Below are 18935 nucleotides of genomic sequence, written 5' to 3'. Positions count from 1 at the left end.
TGGCATCTCATGCACCCTATTATAGAGTTGTGGCACTTTGAGTTTAACCATTCAGGAAAATCTTCTGTGCTTTCATTCTGTAAGGTAACACATTTGCTTGCATGTACTAGAAATCTATCATTATCTATTGCTCCTGTAGGACAATTTTTTTCGCATAAATCACAATTTGTACATGATTTCATAATCTTTGCTTCCTGCCAAGAATCCTCTTCACATGGTAAATCCGATATATATACTCCCATCCAATAAAAGCTGCTTTCGTTATTTAAATAGCATACATTGTTCTTCCCATAAGACCCAAGTCCACTTCTTGAGGCTACAAGCTTACATGGAAGATTAATTTTACGCATCTTGAAGCTATTTTCTAAAAGAATATTCTCAACAGTCGAAGTTACTTCACATATCTTCTTATGCTGCTTTTCTCCTTCAACACTCGAATTTAATAAATACATTGGAGGCATTATTACTGCCCTTTTTTTAGCTCCTAAGGTAAAATATATCCTGCTCATTGGCTGGGGCATTGCTATAACTATAATGGATTTGGCCTCTGGGAGCTCGTCCTTGTAATCATAAACAAATCCACTTAAGTATTTACCTATGTGAGTACTAACATCCTTATAATTATTCACTGTAGCTTCTATATCTGATTGTATTTCGTCCATATGCTTAATAGATATGATTCCTGCTTTAAATCCATGTGCTTCAATTTGATTGATAAAATCCTTAGTAATATCACTCATATGTTTGAACACCTCTTTAATATTTGATCAATTACATCTTTTTTTAAAACTTTATTGTGTCCTGATATACATAAGTCAAAATCCATCTTCTCATATTTTTTAAGAGAATTTATATAAATCTCCTTTTCACAGCAAAGTTCAGGAAGAAGCTCCTCCATATTATCACCAATATTGTCTGCAGCTATGAGAATCTTTTCTTTTTCATCAAATATACTTATAGAATCAATTGTATGCCCAGGAGTATAAAATAATCTAATTTTATCATCTGCAAAATACAGTTCATCTTCGAAAACTAAATTTGGCAGTGCCATTTTAACTTCCCCATAACAATAATTCTTGTTATTCTCCAACATATCTTCCCATTCTGATTCAATCTTTTCTCGGCACAATCTATGTGATACAATCAAGCAATCTTCAAATGAGCCATTCCCCCAGACATGATCCCAATGATAGTGAGTGTTTATCACAATTATTGGTTTAGAGTCATTTTCCAGGTACTTTTTAATTGGTTCAACACTTAAAGAGCCTAGGCCTGTATCAATAATATAATTGTATTTTTCACCCTTGATTAAATAAAGATTAAGATCCCATGTTGAAAAACCTTCATATGTAAATAAAATTCCTCTGTTTTTTATTTTCTTTGTATGCATCATAGCCCTTTCCCCTTATATTCAAATTTTTTATATTGATATTATAGATATACAAGTTAAAGCAGTGACAAGTCAAAAATCAAATTCTTAATTTGTTTATACCTAAAATATACTTTCAATTACCTGACTTGTTATAATTTAACATTCATTTCTATAATGATATCATATCAAGATCTACTAGTAAAATTAGTAATTTTTATGTTGGCGAAAAGCAAATAAATAAATTGATATTTGAAGTTTATTTATGAATGAAAATACAGAAAATAGATATCATCATTATGTTGATGATGGAGAAAGTTTCAGATATCAAGCAGAATAATAAATTTGGTTCCCATTGTGGAACCTATATAGGGTTCCTGAGTGAGATTAAAACTCATGCAATTTGGAAAACACTTACATTTCCGGAATTATAATAACGCATATGTTTTGTTATCAATATGAAATCCTGTAATCCACATCCAAAAAACACTTGACTTAGAGTTAACTTAAAGGGATAGTATTAACTTACAAGTGATTATATAGTTTAAATAATTACTATAGATAACCAATTTACGAATTTGACTTATTAGATAAACATATTTACAAATTTGCTAAGACTTTAAAGTAACATCTTTACTAGAAATTATAAATATTTTCATAGTTTTTCGCAGCAAAAGTATTTATAATTTAGGTAAGTTATCGCTTAAGTGTAAGTTCAAAGTTGGTTATCTATAAATTTTAAATTAATTAAGGAGAGAATCGTAATGGAAAATTTTAATTATTCAATCCCAACTAAGATTTATTTTGGAAAAGGGCAAATAAAAAATCTTGCAGCAGCAATTAAAGAATATGGAAATAAAGTACTTATAGCTTATGGAGGCGGAAGTATTAAAAAGAGTGGTTTATATGATGAAATGGTTAAAATCCTAAATGATAATGAAATATCATATGTTGAACTTTCAGGAATAGAACCAAATCCTAGAATTGAAACTGTTAGAAAAGGGGTTCAAATTTGTAGAGAAAATAATGTTGAAGTAGTTCTTGCAGTTGGAGGCGGAAGTACTATTGACTGCAGTAAGGTCATTGCAGCAGGAGTAAAATATGATGGTGATACATGGGATTTAGTAACTAACCCTGGAAAAATCAATGAAGTTTTGCCTATAGTTAGTATATTAACATTATCAGCTACAGGTTCAGAAATGGATGGATTTGCCGTAATTTCTGATATGACTTCAAATCAAAAACTTGGAACAGCTCATGAAAATTTAAAACCAAAAGCTTCAATTTTAGATCCTGAATATACTTATTCAGTACCTAAAAATCAAACAGCAGCGGGAACAGCTGATATCATGAGTCATATTTTTGAAACTTATTTTAATCACTCAAAAGGAGTAGATATTCAAGATAGTACAGCAGAAGGATTACTTAGAGCTTGTATAAAGTATGGTAAAATAGCAATAGAAGAACCTAGTAATTATGATGCAAGAGCAAATTTAATGTGGGCATCAAGCTGGGCAATAAATGGATTGATTTCTTATGGAACAGGAGCACCATGGGTTGTACATCCTATGGAACATGAGTTAAGTGCATTTTATGATATAACACATGGGGTTGGTCTTGCAATATTAACACCACATTGGATGAGATATTCTTTAGATGATAATACAGTTTTTAAATTTGCACAATATGGAATAAATGTGTGGGGAATTGATAAAAATTTAGATAAATTTGAAATAGCTAATAAAGCAATAGAAAAAACATCAGAATTCTTCAATGAACTAGGAATACCAGGAACTTTAAGGGAAGTTGGAATTGAAGAAGAAAAGTTAGAAATAATGGCTAAAAAAGCTGCGAATCCATCATTTAAATATGCATTTAAGCCATTAGATGAAAATGATGTTCTTAATATTTTTAAGGCTGCATTTTAATATTTATATAATATATAAATCTATAGAGGGAATTCCTGTAAAGGGGTTCCTTTTCTATTTGTAGCACAAAAGGTAAACATATGAATATCTATAATCAATAAAACTAATATTGAATAAAATTTGTATCAAAAGCCAACATAGTATTATAAATTAAAATCTATGGAGGCTAATATAATGTTGTTTAAGAGAATAATAATATTTATTACAATAATCATAATGACTTTTACATTAATGTATAACTATAAAAATAATGCATATGCCAGCCAAGTCTCAAACTCTAATTCTGAAAAGCTAGTCAATGTTGCATTCTTATTGTTTAATGCCGATGATTTATATATGCAGCATCTAAAAAAAGGTTTTGAAAATATAGAAAAGGAAAATCCAACTAAAGTTCACTTTACTTTCTATGACGGAAAAAATAATATAGGCGTCCAGAATGAGACACTAGATCTTCTTTCTAAAGATGAATCTGAAGTTGATTTAATTATTGTGTATTTAGCAGATGTTAGCGAAAATGCTGTAAATATGGCTCTTGATATAACTAAGCCCAAAAATATTCCAATGATTTTTTTAGGGATTCCTCCTGAAGTCGTATCAAATATCTCCAGAGATTGTAAGAGAGTCGCTTTTTTATCAGCAAACTCTGCTAAGGCTGGTACTGCTGAAGGCAATATATTAGTTAATCTATGGAATACCAATAAGAAAGATCTAGATAAAAATGGTGATAATATATTGCAATATGTTATCTTACAAGGTAGAATGGATAGCCCTACTGCAATTTCCAGAACAAAGTATTCTATTTCAGCACTTACTAATGCGGGAATAAACATAGAACAGCTTGCATCAGCAAATGATAACTGGTTAAAGGATTTAGCTAAAAATTCTATGGACTCTATATTTTTAAACTACGATGATAAAATCGAAGCAGTAATCTCCAATACTGATGTTATGGCAATAGGTGCTATTGAAGCATTACAAAAATACGGCTATAACAAAGGAGATAAATCAAAAAATATAGCAGTTGTTGGAATTGACGGATTGCCAGAGGCTAAAGAACTTGTTGACAACGGATTTATGACTGGTACTGTCTCTCAAGATCCAAATGTTTTAGTTAAAGCTCTTTATGATATTGGTACTAACTTAATTAAAGGCTTAAATCCAATAGAAAATACACACTATTCCCTTATAAATAAATTAATTGAAGTTCCATATTCATACGATACATACATTAAAAAATAACTTAAAAAGGTCAGTAACTAGATTCACTCTAGCTGCTGACCTTAATTCTTTTAATTTCTTTTTCTTTTTTATATTCTTAAGCTATTTTTTAACCTTCTATTTAGCTGAACAAATACTGACGAATTCTTCAAAAAGAGTCAGGTTATCGTCCAATCCTTCTGGATGCCATTGTACTCCCTGCATAAAAAAATCACCCTTATACTCTATTGCTTCTATAATACCATCCTGACTTTTAGCAGTGACTTTTAAACTTTCACCCAGCTCTTTAATACCTTGAACATGAAATGAATTTACTGATAGCTCTTTCTTTTTATAAACTCTTGCAAGAAATGAATCTTTCTTTAAAAAGACCAAATGTTGTTTTTCTTCCAGTTTTCGCCCAGCGCCGCTATGATCAATTTTAGTATTTATCTGCTTACTAATATCTTGATAAAGGCTACCGCCTTGCAAAACGTTAATCAGCTGACTTCCTCTACAAATCCCTAAAATTGGTATCTTCCTATTCTTTGCCACAAAGAATAAAGCTCTCTCAAATTCATTACGTAATTTAGTTTCTATACTCTGCTCTACTAACGGCTGCTCACCATACCATAATGAATCTATATTATCACCACCAGTAAATATTATCCCATCAAGAGACTCAACTAGATTATCCAGCGTTTCAATTGCAGAATTAATTAATATTGGAATCTCTAGTGGAATTCCTTCAGCTCTTTCAACCTTTTCTATATATTCATATCCCACATTGGAATACACCCTAAACGTCTCTTTCTTGATAGAGCTTGTAATACCAATAACAGGTTTCATATTATCCTCCCCTTTTCAACTTAGTCATATAAATGACATGCCAGAAAATGTCCATTACTAACTTCCTTTATAACAGGTGCTTCATGCCTGCAGCGTTCTCTCGCATATGAGCAGCGGCTGCAGAATTTGCATCCGGCTTTCCTGTTTTCCTGTGATATTTCCGACTCTTCTACTTCTAAGTTTAATCTCTGCCTTCGTAATTTTGGATGACTCACGGGTATAGATTCTAATAACATTTTCGTATATGGATGCATTGGATTTTCAAACAAATCTTTTCCATTTGCTAATTCTACTATACTTCCCAAATACATAACTGCAATTCTATCGCAAAAATATTTTACAACTCCCAAGTCATGTGAAATAAATAAAAATGTCAATGAATAACGCTTTTTTAGTTCATTAAGCAGGTTTATTATCTGTGCTTGAATCGAAACATCTAAAGCTGCTACAGGTTCATCTGCTACCACAAATTTAGGCTTAACAGCTAACGCTCTTGCAATTCCAATCCTTTGCCTCTGGCCGCCGCTGAATTCATGAGGATAGCGACCCAAAGCTTCCTTATCTATACCACAAACTTTCAAATATTCTTCTGCCATATTAAGTGCATCTTTCCCCTCATATGCTAGTTTATGCTTTTCAATTCCTTCTGATACAATTTGTCCAACTTTCATTTTTTTATCCAAACTGGCATAAGGGTCTTGAAAAATTATCTGCATATCTTTTCGTAAACTAGACATATCTTTATTAGAGATTGCCTGCTTATTTTCAATATCAAATAAAGTCTTATCCTCAAATGTAACTTTGCCCCCATCAGCTTCTATTAATTTCAAAATACTTCTTGCTGTTGTTGATTTTCCACATCCGGATTCTCCTACTAAGGCAAAGCTCTCTCCTTTTTTAATAGAAAATGAAACATCATCTACTGCATCTAAAACAACTTTTTCTTTCCCTAAAAAAGTTCTTTCAAGTATATATTTTTTCTTAAGATGCTCTACTTTTAAAATGACATCACTCAAGATTCTTTCCCTCCTCCTCATATATCCAGCATGCTGCTTTATGATTATCCTTAATTTTAAACAATGGCGGCTGCTCACTTACACATTTCTCACAAAACTTCTTACTGCATCTGGTACTAAAACGACAGCCAGAAGGCATATTAGATAAAGCTGGAACCATTCCTGGAATACTTGGCAGCTGTTCTCCATTTTCTAAGTTTAGAGGCTTAGACTCCAAAAGTCCGATTGTATATGGATGCTTAGGATTATCAAATAATTCATAAATATCACTTTGCTCTACTACCTTTCCTCCATATAGTACTATAACTTCATCACAAACTTCAGCTACTACTGACAAATCATGAGTAATAAATAAAATAGATGTATTAACATCCTTATTTAATTTTTTTAACAAATATAAGATTTGAGCTTGAATAGTAACATCCAAAGCAGTTGTGGGTTCATCAGCAATTAAAACTTCAGGTTCACAGCTTAAAGCCATTGCAATCATTACACGCTGCCTCATTCCACCACTTAAACTGTGTGGATAAGCGTTATAAATTTTTTCTGGATTTGGAATATGAACAGTCTTAAGAAGTTCAATTACTTTACTTTTAAGCTCACTTCCATGGAGATTTTTATGTATCTTAAGCGGCTCTCCAATCTGCCTACCTATTTTAAATAATGGATTTAATGAAGTCATTGGTTCTTGAAAAATCATAGAAATTTTATTCCCACGAATATTTTCAAGTTTCTCTTCTGAAAGTTTGCTTAAATCCTCTCCATTAAATAAAATTTCTCCCTTTTCAATTTGACTTATTTTTTCTGGCAAAAGCTTCATTATTGATAGCGCAAGTGTACTCTTGCCACAGCCTGATTCTCCAATTACTCCTAATACTTTGCCCTTTTCAAGAGAAAGACTTACATCATCTATAGCAATTACCTTACCATTATCACTGGTGAAGCTGACTGATAGATTATTAACACATAGATTTTGTGAATTCATATCATCTGCACCTCCTAAAGCTTCATTTTTGGATCTAGAGCATCCCTAAGTCCATCGCCTACAAAATTAATTGATAAAACAGAGAGAAATACCAATAATCCAGCAGGAATCCATAACCACCATTCATTTTGCAGTACACGCATGCTTTGGGCTGCAGATAATATATTCCCCCAGCTTGGTTGTGGTTGTTTTACTCCAAGTCCTAAAAAACTCAAGCCAGCTTCCATTAAAATCCCCTGAGCCACACTTAAGGTTGCATTTACAATGACCGGTGATAATATATTAGGTAGTAAATGCTTACGAATAATTTCAAAATTACTAAAGCCCATAGCACGAGCTGCTTCAATAAATTCACTATGCTTAAGAGATAAAATCTCAGCGCGCACAATTCTAGCTACACCTGTCCACTGAAGCAAACCAATAATTAAAATAACATTCCAGGCACTAGGTCCAATTAATGCTGCAATTGAAATTGCAATTACAAAGAAGGGAAAGCACATAACAGTATCAACAACACGCATGATAATATTATCAATCCACTTCCCATAAAATCCACTTATACACCCAAGAGTCACCCCTATAACCAGCTGCATTATAGTTGCACTAAGAGCAACTCCCAAAGAAACCTGTCCACCATAAAGTAATCTAGTAAAAACATCTCTGCCTAATTCATCAGTTCCAAGAAGATGCTTTAAGCCAGGATGACTTTCTATACTCATTAAATCTATTGAATCCCGTGAATAAGGAGCTACTACAGGCGCCAAGATTGCTGCTAATATAAATAGAGTCAAAAGAATAAATCCGAGCATTGCCAGCTTATTTTTTAAAAATCTATGTAAAATTGTATGCTTCAACTGTATTTCACCTCCCTCTAATCAAAGTTAATACGCTTATCAACTACGGCATAAAGTATATCTGCTAATAAATTAGTTAATAAACTGATCACTGCAACCATCATTACTATCCCCATAATAAGTGGATAATCACGGCTCATAACCGCATTAAAATTTAATCTTCCAATTCCCGGCCAGACAAAAATTGTTTCTGTAAGCAGTGCTCCAGATAGTAAAGCAGGTATCTGCATGGTTACTACTGTGATTAAAGGCAGCAATTCATTTTTTAAAGCATGCTGATAAATAATGCTTCTACGCCTAACCCCTTTTGCACGAGCTGTTCGTATATAATCTGTTTTAAGTATTTCAATCATGTCTGAACGGGTATAGCGCATTAAGCTTGCTGTATTTATAAGAGCAAGCACTATCATTGGCAGTATCATATGCTTTGCAATATCAAAAGCAGCTGCCCAGCCTTTTAAGTTAACCCCAGTACTGACCATTCCTGAAATCGGAAGCCAGCCTAAATCTACGGAAAATATTTTAATCAAGAGCATTCCAAAGAAAAAAGATGGAATTGATAGTCCCATGAAAGCAAAAACTGTAACGACATAGTCAGTTTTAGTACGCTGCTTTGTAGCACTTATTACACCACATGGAATTGCTATTAAAATACTAAGTATCATAGAGCATAAAGATAAAATCACCGTATTTCCTAAACGGCTTGCAATAACAGTTAATACTGGCTGCTTAAATTGAATTGAGTATCCAAGATTTCCTTGAAGCGCTCTAAGCAGCCACTTAAAGTATTGAATTAAAATAGGATCATTATATCCTAATTCATCTAACATTTTTTTCTGCATTTCTTTTGTTAAATTAGGATCCATCATAGAAGAAAATGGATCTCCAGGCTGCATCTTTACAAGGATAAATACAATAATAGAAATACCAAAAAGTACGGGAATGCTTTGTATCAACCTCTTAAAAACATATTTTCTCAAGAAATCTCAGTCCTTCCTATATAAAAATTGTATGCACCAAAGCTTTTGCTTTAATGCATACTTTTACTTCTATTCTTATAATTAAAATTTATATATATGTTGCAATTAATTTTATGCATTTTACATCGAGATATCTACTTAGTCTATAGCAATTCCAAATGTAATTTTATTATTGCAACATATATATTAAAATTATGGAGGTTTTTTACCATGTCTTTAATAAAAATCCTTCCAGAAAATGTACAGTTGATTTTGCTTTATTAAGGCTTAACCCTATTTTGAAATTGACCAGTTTTGAACATCTGGGAATACTGAATATGCTGAGTATTTGTAGCCTTGTAATTTAGGATTATATGCATGAATAGCATTTTGTGAATACAAGAAAACATATGGTACTTCATCATTTAGTAATTGTCCCCACTTAGCATAAATCTCTTTACGCTCATTTCTGTCAATTGTAGTTGCAGCTTTTTCAATTAACTCATCACTTTGAGCATTAATAAAGTTCGAGAAATTAAATTGTGAGCCATTTGCAATACTTGAAGACCAATAACGATCCGCATCACCTGGATCTACTTCTAAAGTAAAGCCGAGAAGACCCATGTCATAATCTCCTTCTCCCTTAGTCTTATCCATAGCAGATGCAACATCCATAGTGCTTATATTAACTTTGATCCCAACATCTTTTAAATTTTGTTGAATGATTGGAGCACTTTGTTCACGGATTTTATTCCCTGTTGGCACCATTAAATCTACTTCAAACTGCTTGCCATCTTTTTCAAGAACTCCATTATTATCATTCCAGCCAGCTTCCTTTAATAACTCTTTTGCTTTATCAATGCTATAGTCATAACTATTAAGTCCTGATTCTGGATAAGCCCAGCCAGCTAAAGATATTGGTGTATTTATAACTTGTCCATGTTCACCTAATAAGCTATCTACAATTCCTTTTCTGTTTATAGCATAAGTGATTGCCTGACGAACTCTCTTATCTTTAAAGAATTCACGGTTACTGTTCATAGTCATAAATTGATAATTTGCACTTGGTTTTTCCTCAATATTTATCCCAGCATCTTTCAAGGTTTTTAAATCTTCTTCTTTAGTGCTTGAAAGTTCTACTACATCAAGATCTCCTTTAGCTAATTCAGAAAGTTCTGTTTCTGCATTAGTAACTTTAAAGATGAACTTATCAATTTTAGGTGTTCCGCCAAAGTAAGTATCATTTTTTGCTAGTTCCACATATTGATCTGGCTTAAAATCTGTAAGCTTAAAAGGGCCAGTTCCTACTGGTTTATTAAGTAAATCACTTTGCTTATCCCAGTCTGCAATACTTACTTTACTCCAAATATGCTTTGGAAGAATGCCACGCTGTGAGAAGTTAGATAATGCAGGTGCATAGGTTTTAGTATAGGTAAAGCTTATTGTATTTTTATCAACGACCTTTATTCCACTAACAGAATCTGCCTTGCCATCATGATAATCCTGTGCTCCAGCTATCTTTGAAATTTCATTAAATCTTGGCCCTGTATACTTTGGGTCAGCCATACTTGTAAATGTAAAAGCTACATCATCCGCTGTAAAATCCTCTCCATCCTGCCACTTAACATCATTTCTTAAATGAAAGGTTAAAGTAAGCTGATCATCTGAAAATTCGTATTTTTCTGCAAGCCCTGGTTTAAATTCATTATTTTCATCTAATAAAATCAATGGTGAATATACCAAATTATTTACATTATTATCGTAAGTAGTATTTGATAATAATGGATTAAATAGTCCTTTTGGTGAAGATTCAACTGCATACCTAAGTACAGAACCATCACCAGCGCCTTGCGAAGCTGAAGGTGCATTAGTTGGTATTTCTGCAGAGGTAGATCCACAGCCAGTTAAGAATGATATTGATAACATGGCTAAAAGCATTCCAGCTAATAATTTATTTTTTCTAAAAAACATAATTACTCCCCTTTTTCATTAATTTATAATGTACATACTACTTAAAGAACCTAAATTGCTATGTTTATCTAAGATATTTTTCTCTTGTACAGGCTATATGTAGTTGATTATTTTAAAAATCCAATTCATAGTATTTTTATAGGTTTAGTATATGTCATGGTTGTTTAATTGTCAATAAAATACCAAAATAATTAATATATATTTCTAATTATTACATTTTATAACTACAAATAGCACATAAAATAAATACAGCCAAATCAATGACTGTATTCTATATAATGAATATATAAATAACATAAAAAAGCAGCAACTGGATTAATTTTAGTTGCTGCTTTTAATTTTGCTGGCTGCCTGCAATAAGTGTAGCGTTCTTTTCTAAGCACTGTGAGCATAAACCTTCAAAAACTATGCTTTGCTCTGTAAGATAAAATCCATACTTATTACTGATTCTATTATTAAAAATACTTATAAAATCATCTTTTACATCTATAATGGTTCCACACTCTTTACATATAAAATGATGCTTATGTTCACTTTCACTTGAAACCATCTCATAACGAGCGACATTATCGCCAAAGGTTAATTTTCTCACTATTCCAAATTGATATAGTAATTCTAAAGTCCTATAGACTGTAGCCAGACCAGTATCTGGAATTTTTATTCTAACATAATGATAAATTTCTTCAACACTTAAGTGATTATCTTTATTTTCAAATAAAACTTGTAGTATAATCTTACGTTGACAGGTAAGCGCAATTCCTGCTATTTTTAATTGTTCATATATCCTATCTAAATAACAATTCACAATATCATCTCCTGTATGATTTCATGAATTCATTATAAAATTTCTATTTAAAATTACTTTAAACTAATTATAAAAATTTTATAAAATATTTAATGAATTCTCCTTGCTACTTATAAAATAATTATTTACCTATATATTCATAGTAAGGAAGCCTAATTGAAATCCCCGTCTCATCAAATTCATATTGTGTACCATAAACAGGATTTCTATTATAAACTAAATTAATACCAGTATTATAAAGAGCTTTAGCAACATCTGCTGGATCTTGAAAAACAGAACCTGTCATTACGCCTGTATTAATTAATTCTCTGGCTTCCGGTATGGCATCAACCCCCACAACTGGTATGATCTTAGTATTATCTCCTTTATTATACCCATATTCCTGTAATGCTTTGACTGCACCTATTGCCATAGAATCATTATTGGCAAATATGGCTTCTATCCTATTACCTTGTTGTAAAAACAATGCTTTAACAGCTTCCTCTGCTCCTTTTTCATCCCAGTTGCATGCTCTTAGTGCAAGTTCCTGTGTCTGTATTCCTGAATTATTAACTTTTAAAATAGGATATTCAGTTTCTTTAACCGCCTCTAAGTTGTTTTCCTGTCCCATCAACATAATATACTGTAGTATATTATCTTTATTTCTATCTATTGCAGCCTTATTACTATTCCATAGATTAGTAATAATATTTCCTTGCAATAGCCCTGCTTCTTCTGCTTTTGTTCCTATATAACAGCTTTTATTATAAGATTTAATAGACTCTATAGAAGCAGGTTCCCTATTAAATAGAATTATTGGAATATTAACCTGCTTTACTTTATTAATAACCGACTGTGTACTACGTGTTGTAACTAAATTTACCATAAATAAATCTACATTTCTTCTTCTAACCAGCTCATCAATGCTTGTATTTTGTACTGACTGATCATTTTTACCATCATAGAAAGTAAATTTAATTGCTCCTTCATTTTGTTTTTGGATTTCTTCTAAGTTTTGACGTATTAAAGATATGTAAATATCATCAAAACTATATAATAATACTGCTACATTAATTGGCCTATTTTTGCCAAATATCTGACTAGCATTAGCTGTTATTTCAGTACAAGATATAATTATAAGAAATGTAATAATGGTGTTTTTTAATATATTCTTAGTCATTTTAATATCCCTCCTTTATCAAATCCCTTGATTATCAGCATATGTAAATTTCATCTTTCAATTTATATATTTACTAATCCAATACGATTTTATTATTTATTCCATTAAAGAGGCTTATACTAGGCATTTGATGCCAAATTCATCAAGTATTACAATAAATCATTTACTTTATACCTAACATTTAAAAACAATTTCTTCTTAATAATTTTCTATATATCAAATTACTATTTATTATATCTTTTTATAAGTGCTGTCGTGGAAAATAAACCTTGTACTTCTGCTAAATAAAAAATGAACTAAGATTATCTTAGTTCACTTTTTATATAAAACTATAAATAAGTAACTATTGCTGTATTTGCCATAAAGCTGGTACAGCACTTGGTTCCCAGCCTACTAACGAAGTATGCGCTTGAATACATTTATAAGTATTACCATTATATTGAAACCATCTTTTTTAAGAACTTATTTTTACTCAATACTTCCCTCTCCCTTTTTTATATTTCATTGATTTCCCAAGAATTTCAGTAAATTTAACCTGCATTTATAATATATTCAACCTCTGGTAATTACCAATTAAGTATTTAAATTCTATACATATTTCCATATTACTTCCATAGTTTTCAAGTTTAAAATTCTCATTATGATATCTATCATTTCTTTTTTACTTTCATACTCATATAAACGTTATATTCTCAGGATTCATCATTAGTCTTCTAAACTAAAAGAAGAAGGAAGAGTCTTAATAATTTATAATATCAATAAATTTTTTAACCAAACTTGAAACTTTTTCATTCTTACGTACACAAATAACAATTTCATTTTTAATATTAATATTGTCCACATAAACTCTTGATAATTTTCCCATGTCAACAAATTCCATAGCTGCTATTGACGAGCAAAAATTCACACCGTATCCAGATGCAGAAGCCATAAGAGTTTCATGCAATCCATTGAATTCAATTGCTACTTTAGGCATTCCAATACCATTGACATAGCAAAGGGATTCCAAAAGTACTCTTGCATAACTGCCTTTTTCTCTCATTATAAATGGTTCTAACATAATATCAGCTAAGCTAACCTTCTTATCAGCATACTTATGATCTGTTGAAACCACAAACCATAAATCATCATCCATTATTTTAGTAAAGTTTATTTTATCTACATATTTTATTGCTCCATTTCCTAAAACTGCAATATCAACCTCATATGAAGTAAGCTGGTTAATCGCCTCTTCAGTATTCATAGTACTAACTTCAATATTAACATTTTCATTACTCTGTTTTAATTTTGCTACCCACATAGGTATTAAGAAATTGGTTGAAAGATAATTACCTGCTATTTTTAAAGTACCACTTTTGCCTTGGTTATAATTATCTATAAGCGTTTCTATTCTATTTTCTATTTCAAAAATTGCGTCTGCTTCTTTTACCAGCTGCCTGCCTATTTCACTCAAGCGAATTCCCCTACCTTGTGGTAAAAATAATGTAATACCATTTTCCCTTTCAAACTTTTTAATCTGCGCTGTAATTGCTGGCTGGCTAATTTTCAATTGTTCCGCTGCAACTGTTACACTTCCAATTTTAGCAACCATATAAAATAATCTTAATCCATGTAAATTCATATTTCTCTCCATTCATATATTTTATTTATGAATATAGTAATAACATATATTATACATATATATTTTCCTTTGATATACTCTTCTTATAAATTATTGCCGGCATTTTTATAATAAATATATAGGAGAAGAAAATATGGAAAAAACTATTATATATTTGATTAGACATGGACAAACCGAATGGAATCTAGAAAAGCGAATGCAAGGACATAAAAATTCTCCCCTAACTAAACTTGGTCTAAGCCAAGCACAAAAACTACACGATAGACTTGCTAATGAAAGATTTGACTTAATATATTGCAGCGAAAGCAAGCGTGCTTATGATACTGCTAATATTATTAACGGTAATCGAAATATTCCTATCCATACAGTGACGGAATTTAGAGAAATTCATATGGGAAAATGGGAAGGAATGAAGCAAGAGGACATTATTGATACCTATCCAAAAACGTGGATTAATTTTTGGAACAATCCTCTAATGTATGTTCCTATTGATGGAGGTGAATCTTATCAAGAATTACGGGAGAGAGTTATTCCTAAACTTGAAGCGATCATCAATTCAAATCAAGGTAAAAAAATTATTATCGTAACTCATAGAATTACATTAAGAGTTATTATGTCTTATTTTAAAAATCAAGATATTCGTGATGCTTGCAATAATCCAGATATAGAGCCAGCCAGTCTTTCAAAAGTATGTATTCAAGATGGAATATCCACGATATTATTATATGGCGATATATCTCATTATAATTTTTTATAATTTATTGATATTTAAGTTTATTATGTAAATTTAAATATCATGATATAAATTTGCCACATCACTGACACAATGCCTCACTATAATGAAATTACAAAGTTCATATAACCTTTTTTCATAAATATTTACCCCATTAAATAAATATGCAAAATAAAGGAAAAAACTTAACCATTTAAGCTAAGTCTTTCTTTTATCTGTTATAGTACTTTATTGGGATAATTATAGTCTGTTTTGCTATGATTTTATAACGTTAAATCTTAAATTTTTGAATTATTTCATTAAGTTTTTGAGCAAGCTCTGCTTGGCTCTGAGCAGTTAATGCCACCTGTTCCATTGCTTGCGTAGTTTCATTCATACTCTCTTTTATTGTCTCTGCCTGTTCACTTGATTTTTGTGCTGTCTGTGCCATACCTTGTACAGCCTCACTTACTTGTCCTACTGTTGCTGTAATTTCTTCTGACATAGCTGCAATTTCTTCTGACATTTTACTTACAAAGTCAGAGTCGTTATAGTATTGATCACCAGTTTTTTCGTATGCAACAAATTGAGCATACACATCTTTATTAATAAAATCTAACATATCACTTCCAGTATCAATACTATTCTTAAACGCGTGCTGCACTTTTGCAATGGTTTCTTGAATACTTTTTACTGCACCAGATGATTGTTCAGCAAGTTTTCTAACTTCTTCTGCCACAACTGCAAAGCCTTTCCCTTGCTCTCCAGCCCTAGCAGCTTCTATTGCTGCATTAAGTGCAAGCAAATTAGTCTGTTCTGATATGCCAGCTATTGTATCTGCCATAATTTTAATATTATCTACTACTTCACCTTCTTTAATTGCCCGTTTCATATTTTCCTGTTTTTCAACAAATACTTTATTTGACTCTTGAATAGCTTTTTGGCTATTATCTTTTACCGCCAGAGCTCTTTCTTTAAACTCATTTGAATTATTGCTTCCATCCATAGCTTTTCTTGAAAGCTCATTTATACTTGAATCTACTTCTTGAATTGATGCACTCATCTCTTCTGCCCCTGCACTTGACTCCTGCATATTGCTGGTAATATTATTTACAGCTTCTTCTATACTAATTGATTTTGATGATAATTCTTCTACTGTAGCTGAAAGTTCTTCTGAGGAAGCACTCATGCTTTGAGAATCATCAATGATAGTTTTAATAAGCTCTCTAATATTATCCTGTGCTTTAAATAAGAACTCTGCTGTATTTCCAAATTCGTCTCTTCTTTTAATATTAAATTCATACGACAAATCATAATTTGCAAGTTTCTCACCGAATGACTTGATTATTTGAAGCGGTTTATTTATATCACTTGATAATATTAATCCAATTAAAATTGCTAATATAAGTCCTACAATACTTATTATTATCATTATTGTTCTTGATGTTGCATATATTAAGTTAATATTATTGTTGGCCAATTCCGCATCATCTAAGTTTATCTCTATTAACTTACTTAAACTGTCAATCATCTCATCACTAACTTCGGATATTTGTAAATATTTTTCTTTTGCTTTGCCAAAATCCCCTTGATCTACTGACTTAAGAATATCTTCCCTCAAAGTTCTATAATTCATCAAATAACTATTGAATGTATCAAATACTTTATTTTCATCATCGCTTCTAGATAAACTCTCATATTCGCTTATATATTTATTATCTTCATCTGTATTGCTTTGAATATCTTTTTCTAAGTCACTTTTCTTAGATAAATCTTCTACATATATTAGCTGAAGCATATCACTTTTGACTTCACCTAAATTTTCTTTCATATCTGTTAATACATATACAACTCTAAGATTTTGCTTATACATCTTTCCTGCATTACTTCCCACATTCTTGAGTGACACTATGCCGACCACTCCCACAACACTAATCAAAAATGCAACAATCAAAAATGCACTAATCAATTTAACCTTTACTCTTACATTCTTTAAAAACCCCATTAATCATACCTTCCTTCCCACTTTTGTAATTATATAATTCATTAAATAATATAATTATTTTGTCTAATTATATTATAACTTAGGTTACAATTAATTCAAATATTACATTTTACACTGACATATATATGAATATTTGTAATAATACTAATACTGTTTTATAGAATATATACATTTAAATTAAAAATATACGAAAAAATAATTATCCTATATGAATTTTGATTAGACAAAATATAATGACTAATTATTTCTCTTTTTACGTACATATCTTACCTATTCAGGCTTTATTTTTGGTTTTCTCTTTAAAGAAAATAAGATTTTACCAACTCTCTTTTAAACAAGTTTAATTATTTTCCAAGCTAAAGCTGATTCATATGAAAATATATTCTACCTAGGATTTATTTAGTATCTAGCTCTAGCTAGTATACTCTTTAAAAGGTAATCGGATGATTCTTCCACTTTCATCACACTTGTATTCTTGTGAGCAATCAAAACGTGTTCCACCAACTAAGTGCATTATAACCTTAAAAAATGCTTCTGCCATAACATCAGGATCTTGCAAAACAGTACCTGTCATATATCCATTTTTTATAAGATTTAATGATTCTGGTATTGCATCAATTCCAACAACTGGTATAGTCCTTGTATTATCATCTTTATTATATCCAAACTTTTGTAGTGCTTTTACTGAACCTACAGCCATAGTATCATTATTAGCAATTACAACTTCAATTTTATTGCCATACTGCACCAGCAAACCTTCCATCGCTTCTCTTGCTAAGCTTTCCTCCCAATTGCAAAATACTGAGGCAAGCTGCTCAACTTTTGTTCCCTCATCTTTAATTGTCATAATAGAGTATTTAGTTCTATCATTTGTTCCTGTATTATTCATCCCACCTTGCAATATCACATATTGCATTATTTCATCTTTATTTATGTCTATAGCATTTTTATTTTTATTCCATATATTAGCCAGCATTTGTCCTTGAAGCCTTCCTGCCTGTTCTGAATCAGGTAACACATAATATGCCTTATCATAGGATTTAACAACATTTTCATCTACCTTAAGTATTCGTTTGCTTGCAAAAATCACCGGAATATTTTTATTTTTGATTCGATCAATAACTTCCTTTGGATCATTCACTAAATCCACTAAACTTAATATAAGAACATCAATCTCCTCACTTTCTAATAGTGAATCAAGATTTTGATTTTGTATGTCTTCATTATTTTTACTATCATAAAAATTAAATTTAATTTTTCCTTTATTTTTATTCTCCAGGTTTTCTAATCTTTCTTTTAATTGAACAACATAAGGATCATCAAATCGATAAAAGACTACTCCTACATTAATTAAGCCTGCTAAATTAGGTGCCGCCCTATTACTAGTAACAGCCTCTAATAGTGTTATACTTACCATAATTATAACTACAATACTTATTGTCACTTTTTTTAATAATTTCATCATTAAACCTCCTGTAGTACTCTATAATTATAGGATTGTGTTT

At 31.1% G+C, this 18935-nt stretch carries 16 protein-coding genes and 1 pseudogene; 3 read left to right on the top strand and 14 right to left on the bottom strand.

Features of this window, described 5'->3' with window-relative positions:
• On the bottom strand, positions 1 to 740 hold a 740-nt coding region (locus CLOBL_RS16035; protein ID WP_077859968.1), incomplete at its 3' end, for a 4Fe-4S binding protein.
• The gene (locus CLOBL_RS16030) at positions 737 to 1393 is read right to left on the bottom strand and encodes an MBL fold metallo-hydrolase (protein ID WP_143323882.1); all 657 of its coding nucleotides are present in this window, start codon (positions 1391 to 1393) and stop codon (positions 737 to 739) included. The genes CLOBL_RS16035 and CLOBL_RS16030, both read right to left, overlap by 4 nt.
• A 740-nt stretch (positions 1394 to 2133) precedes the next feature.
• On the opposite strand from CLOBL_RS16030, the gene CLOBL_RS16025 reads away from it, so the two are divergent.
• Both CLOBL_RS16025 and CLOBL_RS16020 read left to right on the top strand, forming a co-directional pair.
• Complete coding sequence (locus CLOBL_RS16025) at positions 2134 to 3297, top strand: iron-containing alcohol dehydrogenase (RefSeq protein ID WP_077859967.1); 1164 nt, start codon at positions 2134 to 2136, stop codon at positions 3295 to 3297.
• Between the two features lie 174 nt (positions 3298 to 3471).
• The gene (locus CLOBL_RS16020; protein WP_077859966.1) at positions 3472 to 4536 is read left to right on the top strand and encodes a galactose ABC transporter substrate-binding protein; all 1065 of its coding nucleotides are present in this window, start codon (positions 3472 to 3474) and stop codon (positions 4534 to 4536) included.
• A 96-nt stretch (positions 4537 to 4632) separates the two neighbouring features.
• Here CLOBL_RS16020 and CLOBL_RS16015 read toward each other — a convergent pair whose 3' ends face one another.
• The 10 genes and pseudogenes from CLOBL_RS16015 to CLOBL_RS15975 all read right to left on the bottom strand — a co-directional run bounded on the left by CLOBL_RS16015 (position 4633) and on the right by CLOBL_RS15975 (position 14713).
• Positions 4633 to 5343, bottom strand: a complete 711-nt coding sequence (locus tag CLOBL_RS16015; protein ID WP_077859965.1) for a gamma-glutamyl-gamma-aminobutyrate hydrolase family protein — start codon at positions 5341 to 5343, stop codon at positions 4633 to 4635.
• Between the two features lie 20 nt (positions 5344 to 5363).
• The gene (locus tag CLOBL_RS16010; RefSeq protein ID WP_077859964.1) at positions 5364 to 6359 is read right to left on the bottom strand and encodes an ABC transporter ATP-binding protein; all 996 of its coding nucleotides are present in this window, start codon (positions 6357 to 6359) and stop codon (positions 5364 to 5366) included.
• Positions 6352 to 7344: an ABC transporter ATP-binding protein gene (locus tag CLOBL_RS16005; protein ID WP_077859963.1), complete on the bottom strand. Its 993-nt coding sequence runs from the start codon at positions 7342 to 7344 to the stop codon at positions 6352 to 6354. The genes CLOBL_RS16010 and CLOBL_RS16005 overlap by 8 nt, the downstream gene beginning before the upstream one ends.
• A 14-nt stretch (positions 7345 to 7358) precedes the next feature.
• A complete protein-coding gene (opp4C, locus tag CLOBL_RS16000; protein WP_077859962.1) occupies positions 7359 to 8198 on the bottom strand; it encodes an oligopeptide ABC transporter permease in 840 nt (279 codons plus the stop codon).
• A 17-nt stretch (positions 8199 to 8215) separates the two neighbouring features.
• Positions 8216 to 9178 (bottom strand): ABC transporter permease, encoded by a 963-nt coding sequence (locus tag CLOBL_RS15995; protein WP_009167522.1) that lies wholly within the window; start codon positions 9176 to 9178, stop codon positions 8216 to 8218.
• A 273-nt stretch (positions 9179 to 9451) separates the two neighbouring features.
• Positions 9452 to 11128: a peptide-binding protein gene (locus tag CLOBL_RS15990; RefSeq protein WP_077859961.1), complete on the bottom strand. Its 1677-nt coding sequence runs from the start codon at positions 11126 to 11128 to the stop codon at positions 9452 to 9454.
• Between the two features lie 334 nt (positions 11129 to 11462).
• The gene (locus CLOBL_RS15985; RefSeq protein ID WP_077859960.1) at positions 11463 to 11933 is read right to left on the bottom strand and encodes a Fur family transcriptional regulator; all 471 of its coding nucleotides are present in this window, start codon (positions 11931 to 11933) and stop codon (positions 11463 to 11465) included.
• A gap of 121 nt (positions 11934 to 12054) precedes the next feature.
• Entirely contained in the window at positions 12055 to 13092 is a 1038-nt protein-coding gene (locus CLOBL_RS15980) for a galactose ABC transporter substrate-binding protein (protein WP_077859959.1), read from the bottom strand.
• Between the two features lie 343 nt (positions 13093 to 13435).
• Positions 13436 to 13522, bottom strand: a pseudogene (locus CLOBL_RS29165) (carbohydrate-binding protein); the annotation flags it as partial.
• A gap of 309 nt (positions 13523 to 13831) precedes the next feature.
• Entirely contained in the window at positions 13832 to 14713 is an 882-nt protein-coding gene (locus CLOBL_RS15975) for a LysR family transcriptional regulator (protein ID WP_077859958.1), read from the bottom strand.
• 133 nt (positions 14714 to 14846) lie between these two features.
• Between CLOBL_RS15975 and CLOBL_RS15970 the strand changes: the two genes are divergently transcribed.
• A complete protein-coding gene (locus CLOBL_RS15970) occupies positions 14847 to 15470 on the top strand; it encodes a histidine phosphatase family protein (protein WP_077859957.1) in 624 nt (207 codons plus the stop codon).
• 247 nt (positions 15471 to 15717) lie between these two features.
• On the opposite strand, the gene CLOBL_RS15965 is transcribed toward CLOBL_RS15970, so the two are convergent.
• Together CLOBL_RS15965 and CLOBL_RS15960 are read right to left on the bottom strand one after the other, a co-directional pair.
• A complete protein-coding gene (locus CLOBL_RS15965) occupies positions 15718 to 17430 on the bottom strand; it encodes a methyl-accepting chemotaxis protein (protein ID WP_077859956.1) in 1713 nt (570 codons plus the stop codon).
• Positions 17431 to 17842: 412 nt separating this feature from the next.
• Positions 17843 to 18892, bottom strand: a complete 1050-nt coding sequence (locus CLOBL_RS15960; protein ID WP_077859955.1) for a galactose ABC transporter substrate-binding protein — start codon at positions 18890 to 18892, stop codon at positions 17843 to 17845.
• Positions 18893 to 18935 lie beyond the last annotated feature (43 nt).

This window comes from Clostridium sp. BL-8, assembly GCF_002006495.1.
Lineage (GTDB): Bacteria > Bacillota > Clostridia > Clostridiales > Clostridiaceae > Clostridium.
The sequence above is the reverse complement of the archived record's forward strand: the minus strand, read 5'-3'. Positions and strand labels throughout refer to the sequence as shown.

What these genes read in the sequence shown, in the direction of transcription:
- CLOBL_RS16030 (WP_143323882.1), bottom strand. Translation starts at nt 1,393, where the DNA reads ATGATGCATACAAAGAAAATAAAAAACAGAGGAATTTTATTTACATAT.
- CLOBL_RS16025 (WP_077859967.1), top strand. Translation starts at nt 2,134, where the DNA reads ATGGAAAATTTTAATTATTCAATCCCAACTAAGATTTATTTTGGAAAA.
- CLOBL_RS16020 (WP_077859966.1), top strand. Translation starts at nt 3,472, where the DNA reads ATGTTGTTTAAGAGAATAATAATATTTATTACAATAATCATAATGACT.
- CLOBL_RS16015 (WP_077859965.1), bottom strand. Translation starts at nt 5,343, where the DNA reads ATGAAACCTGTTATTGGTATTACAAGCTCTATCAAGAAAGAGACGTTT.
- CLOBL_RS16005 (WP_077859963.1), bottom strand. Translation starts at nt 7,344, where the DNA reads ATGAATTCACAAAATCTATGTGTTAATAATCTATCAGTCAGCTTCACC.
- CLOBL_RS15990 (WP_077859961.1), bottom strand. Translation starts at nt 11,128, where the DNA reads ATGTTTTTTAGAAAAAATAAATTATTAGCTGGAATGCTTTTAGCCATG.
- CLOBL_RS15980 (WP_077859959.1), bottom strand. Translation starts at nt 13,092, where the DNA reads ATGACTAAGAATATATTAAAAAACACCATTATTACATTTCTTATAATT.
- CLOBL_RS15975 (WP_077859958.1), bottom strand. Translation starts at nt 14,713, where the DNA reads ATGAATTTACATGGATTAAGATTATTTTATATGGTTGCTAAAATTGGA.
- CLOBL_RS15970 (WP_077859957.1), top strand. Translation starts at nt 14,847, where the DNA reads ATGGAAAAAACTATTATATATTTGATTAGACATGGACAAACCGAATGG.
- CLOBL_RS15965 (WP_077859956.1), bottom strand. Translation starts at nt 17,430, where the DNA reads ATGGGGTTTTTAAAGAATGTAAGAGTAAAGGTTAAATTGATTAGTGCA.
- CLOBL_RS15960 (WP_077859955.1), bottom strand. Translation starts at nt 18,892, where the DNA reads ATGAAATTATTAAAAAAAGTGACAATAAGTATTGTAGTTATAATTATG.